This window comes from Xanthovirga aplysinae, assembly GCF_009711365.1.
Taxonomy (GTDB): domain Bacteria; phylum Bacteroidota; class Bacteroidia; order Cytophagales; family Cyclobacteriaceae; genus Xanthovirga; species Xanthovirga aplysinae.
The window spans coordinates 1-1827 of record NZ_SMMB01000477.1; the positions used below are offsets into that span (position 1 = coordinate 1).

A 1827-nucleotide genomic window follows, 5' to 3' on the forward strand; every position below is an offset into this window, starting at 1 on the left:
AAATTACACATATCTAGTAAAAAAAATTAATAAAAGCATTAAATTAATAGTTATTAAAAATTTAATGTTTATTTGAAAATTTTAAATATTATGAAAAACAGCAACTGCATACTTTTTTTAGCCATATTTTGTACTTATTTATTTTATCCTATTTATGTAAACGGGCAAATAAGTAAAAGAGACGCACCAGCAAGTTTTAAAAAGAATATTCCCTCAGGGAAAATTCCCCAAATAATATTACCTCCCATAGACATGGGGGAAATAAAACGACAAGATGAAAAAGACAATGTTGAAGGCCTTCCTCCTCGATTTGGCTATCCCCATGAGGTAACCCTCAATCTTGAAAATAGCGGAGTGTGGCAGGAAATAGAAAATGGAAGGATTTGGAGATTAACCATAGTATGTCCCAATGCGAAGTCTGTCAATCTTTTATATGATAATTTTTGGATACCTGAAGGAGCAAGGTTTCATATTTACAATAAAGAAAAGACCCATACTATCGGAGGGTTCTCAAATAGAAATAATAAGGGCACAAAGGAAAGACCAGGCAAATTCGGAACTGGCTTGGTCTATGGATCAAAAGTTACCCTTGAATATTTTGAACCTAAAGATGTTTTAGGAGAAGGAATCATTTCTATTGCAAGAGTTATACATGGATATAGATTTATAAATATTTTAAACAACTTAGAACAACAAGAATCTTTTGGAGACTCAGGAAATTGTCAGGTAAATATAAATTGCTCAGAAGGCGATAATTGGCAAGAAGAAAAAAGAGGAGTAGCATTAATTCTAGTAAATGGAAACCGATATTGTACTGGAAGTCTAATCAATACTACTCGTGGGGATGGCACCCCATATTTCCTTACAGCTGACCACTGTTTAGGCGGTTGGGCTAATAGTGTAAAACATGATGCTATTGATGCTCCTGATTTAAGTCATTGGTCTTTTTATTGGGATTATGAAAGCCCAGATTGTAACAACGGCAGTGATTTCACCCCTCCTTCAACTATTGGGGCAACCGTTATAGCAAACAACTATGATTCAGACTTTGCCTTATTGGAATTAACCGAAAACCCTATAGACCTAGGGATTAACCCCTTCTTTAATGGTTGGGACAGATCAAGTAGTCCTGGCACCAATGGAGTTGGTATCCATCATCCTAGCGGAGATATCAAAAAGATCGCCACCCACCATATGCAACCTCTAGCTTCCTCAACACTTTCAGGCTCAAGACCTGATGATTATTTCTGGCAAATTCAATGGAGTGGCACTACAAATGGATTTTCTGTTACCGAAGGAGGTTCTTCTGGCTCTCCTCTTTTCAATAAAAATTCTCATATTATTGGACAACTCTTTGGAGGGAGCTCTATAAATTGTTCTGATCCCGCAAATGATCCAGGAGTTTATGGGAAAATCTATTCTTCTTGGAATGCCAATCCCAACGAATCTCGTAGAAGATTAAGTGATTGGCTTGATCCCGACAATACTGGAGTAACAACTTTAGATGGAATAGCTTCAGATGATCTAGGAGTATCAGTAGCTACACTTCCGTCTACAATTACAGGAGATTATAATGGAGATGGAAAAACAGACTTATTTGTAAGGGGTCTCAATAAGATTCGATCGATGTATCTGGCAAATTCTTCTGGAAATAGCTTTACTCGTGTTTTTATGGGTGATGAAGATGGAGTAGGAGGAACGGACAGTGAAGATTTCTTCACTCACCCTGATGCAAATGTATTTCCTGGTGATTATAATGGAGACGGACAAACTGACCTTTTTGTTAAGGGTTTTGGGACCTACAGAGCTTTGTATTTAGCTAATGCA

1 protein-coding gene is annotated in these 1827 nt (G+C 36.8%); it reads left to right on the forward strand.

The window, feature by feature from the left end:
* Positions 1 to 90 precede the first annotated feature (90 nt).
* Positions 91 to 1827, forward strand: a 1737-nt coding sequence (locus E1171_RS01935) for a trypsin-like serine protease (RefSeq protein ID WP_155203547.1), incomplete at its 3' end; no start/stop codon positions are given.